Here is a 2,759-nt window from a genome sequence, read left to right on the forward strand (position 1 = left end):
CGCCTCGGTGAAACGGCTTTTCCTCATGTCGTCTGCTCCTTCTCAGGTTGGGCAGACTCTACATCACAGCGAGGGAACTTCCGGGGGGCAGGTCAATGGCGGTATCCAATCCGCGCAGGGTTGGTCAGGTTTTCTAAGGCCATGAAAGGCCTTGGAGCGATGGGTGCAGGGAGAGCGAAGTCTCCCGCGAGTGATTGAACGGCGATACGTTCTGCTGGCTCTGGATGGGGTCGATCCCATGACAGAGCCACGGCCTGGGGGATGCAACGGGGGTACGCAGTAGCCCCCTTGCCAAGATGGTTTTGTACTACAAAACACATCTTGCGGTTTCGCCTTACGGCTGTACTTAAGGCTTTGTACTACAAAGATTGTTGCGGCGCATCAAAATGTGCCACGTTTGTACTACAGCACCCTCAACTGGCGCTGAGGATGCTGGTGAGACGCGGTTCAACCTTGTCTTTCAGGAGCGCGATCAACTCAGGATCGCCTCGCTCGTACTCGTCGGGGATGTAGAGCGTGATGATCCTGTTGTCAGTTGGCCGCTGCTTGTACTTTTTCCTGATCCGTTCGCGGTGGTGGGTCTCCATCGCGAAGATCAGATCGGCACTGCCGACAAGCTCCTGTGTCAGCGGGTTCGGAGCAACTGAATCCGTACCCGCCGACACGGCCTCGATGCCAGGGAAGTCCCTGAACACGTCCTCGGCGGTCGGGCTTCTGAGCTTGTTAGCGGTGCAAACGAACAGGACTCTCATGGGCGGTAGTATAGCGTCGTTGTTGGGATTGTGGAATCCCATGGGCGCCACAACGCCTCCTTAAAAATTTTGCGACGCCGCTCCAAGGGGAATCTAGACTATTACACAACGGAATCATTCATCTTCGAACACAGCGGACGGCAAACCCACCAAACTTACCGTAGCTGCCCTGGTTGCCAACGCTGAATCTCTGGGCCCGCGCACTGGTGATATCGATCTCCGAGGACGACCAGTAGTACGAGGCGGGAATCGAACCGGTTTCGTTAAATGTCCCGTTCAAATCGCCCATGTTCTTATTGGTGTAGAGCACGTTAAGCTCATCCTGCGCAGGCAAGTACCAATCGCTATAGCCGTGCGCGGTTAAACCGTCGCAGTATTCAGCCGCCGCGAACGGATAATCCGGCTCGCCCGTGGCACCCACCAGAAACGCAGTGTTTGCCTCACCGGTCTGACATGTTGCCGCCGTTCCGGGTGAGGCATCCATACAGTTCGCCATCGACATATAGGTGTAATTGCTCGTGCCGTCGTTCCAGGTGTATGTAGCGCCTCCGGGCGCATCCGCAGGCGTTGTGTACATCGGCACATCGCCGTCAGGGCTTAGACCCGCATAAATCGAACCGTCTTCGCAGGTGTCGCCAATAGCGGGATCGCTTGTCGTGCCGGTGCAGGGATGGGTCGGATACTCGTGGAACGACCACCAGCCTTGTGTAGTGCACCCCTGATAAACATCATGGTCTTCATTGAAGATGATCGCGCCGAGAGGCGCGGAAGGATTTGCGCATTGCGCTTGTGCCTGAATTGGCATGAAGATCATCGCAAGGGCTATGTACAAGGTTGGCCACCGCATCACCCCTCCTTCCTGACACAGCGGACACTAATCCCAGCATTCTTAGTGGTACCGCCTTGGCTACCATCATCAAAAATCTGATACCGCGCAAAGTTTGTACCACTCTCAGAGGAAGACCAGTAGTAACTGTCGGGAACCACGCCCGTTTCGTCAAATGTTCCATTCAGGTCGCCTGTGTTCTTATTGATGTAGAGCACACTCAGTTCATCGGTTGCGGGGAGATACCAGTCATTGTGACCATGGGTTGATAGTCCATCACAATATTCTGCCGCCGCAAACGGATAATCCGGCGCGCCCGTTGCCCCGACCAAAAAGGCCGTGTTTGACTCACCGGTTTGGCATGTCACTGCGGTGCCGGGTTCCCCATAGCCATCCGTACAGTTTTCCGTTGGCATGTCGCTGTAATTACTTGTGCTGTCATTCCAGGTGTAGAGCGAGGGCGCATCCGCTGGTGTCGTGTACATTGGCAAATCGCCGTCAGGGCTTAGTCCTGCATAGATTGATCCGTCTTCGCAGGTTTCGCCGATAGAGGGATCGCTTGTCGTACCGGTGCAGGGATTAGTTGGGTATTCATGGAAAGCCCACCACCCTTTAAGTGTGCAGCCTTGGAAAACATCTTCGTCCTCATTGTAAATAACGGCCCCCATGGGTGCTTCCGGGCTGGTGCATTTAAGACTTCTGACGCAGCGGACGGCGAGGCCACTGTTCTTACTGGTACCGCCCTGGATGCCATCACTGAAGTTCTGGCTTCGTGCACTAGTGAGAAAGGTCTCCGAGGAAGACCAGTAGTACCCGGCGGGAAACGGATCGCTCTCGTCAAATGTCCCGTTCAGATCACCTGTGGTCCTATTCGTATAGAGCACGTTAAGCTCATCTTGGGCGGGCAAATACCAGTCATCATAGCCATGTGCTGATAGACCATCGCAATACACGGCGGCTTCGAACGGATAGTCCGTGCTGCTCGTCGCTCCGACTATGAGGGCCGTATTGTCCTCACCCGTCTGACACGTTGCCGCCGTGCCGGGCGAGCTATCCGTACAATGTTCCATCGATATCTCGGTGAAGTGTAAGCGTCGTCTGACGGTCACCCGGCTTTCAGCTTGACGGCCGGAAATTCCACGGGAGCAGTTCGTCGAGCCGGCTTTGGGGATGGCCGTTCG

3 protein-coding genes are annotated in these 2,759 nt (G+C 55.5%); all 3 read right to left on the reverse strand.

From position 1 onward, the window contains the following. Positions 1 to 413: 413 nt before the first annotated feature. Positions 414 to 794 carry a low molecular weight protein tyrosine phosphatase family protein gene (locus EV663_RS15440; RefSeq protein ID WP_207904466.1) on the reverse strand — a complete coding sequence of 127 codons (381 nt, stop codon included), beginning with the start codon at positions 792 to 794 and terminating at the stop codon, positions 414 to 416. A gap of 76 nt (positions 795 to 870) precedes the next feature. Continuing rightward, positions 871 to 1,566, reverse strand: coding sequence for an Lcl C-terminal domain-containing protein (locus EV663_RS15445; protein WP_165910231.1), 696 nt, complete (start codon positions 1,564 to 1,566; stop codon positions 871 to 873). Positions 1,567 to 1,598: 32 nt separating this feature from the next. After that, positions 1,599 to 2,759 (reverse strand): DUF1566 domain-containing protein (locus EV663_RS15450; RefSeq protein WP_165910232.1); only part of this gene is annotated, 1,161 nt, incomplete at its 5' end.

The organism is Rhodovulum bhavnagarense (genome assembly GCF_004343505.1).
Lineage (GTDB): Bacteria > Pseudomonadota > Alphaproteobacteria > Rhodobacterales > Rhodobacteraceae > Rhodovulum > Rhodovulum bhavnagarense.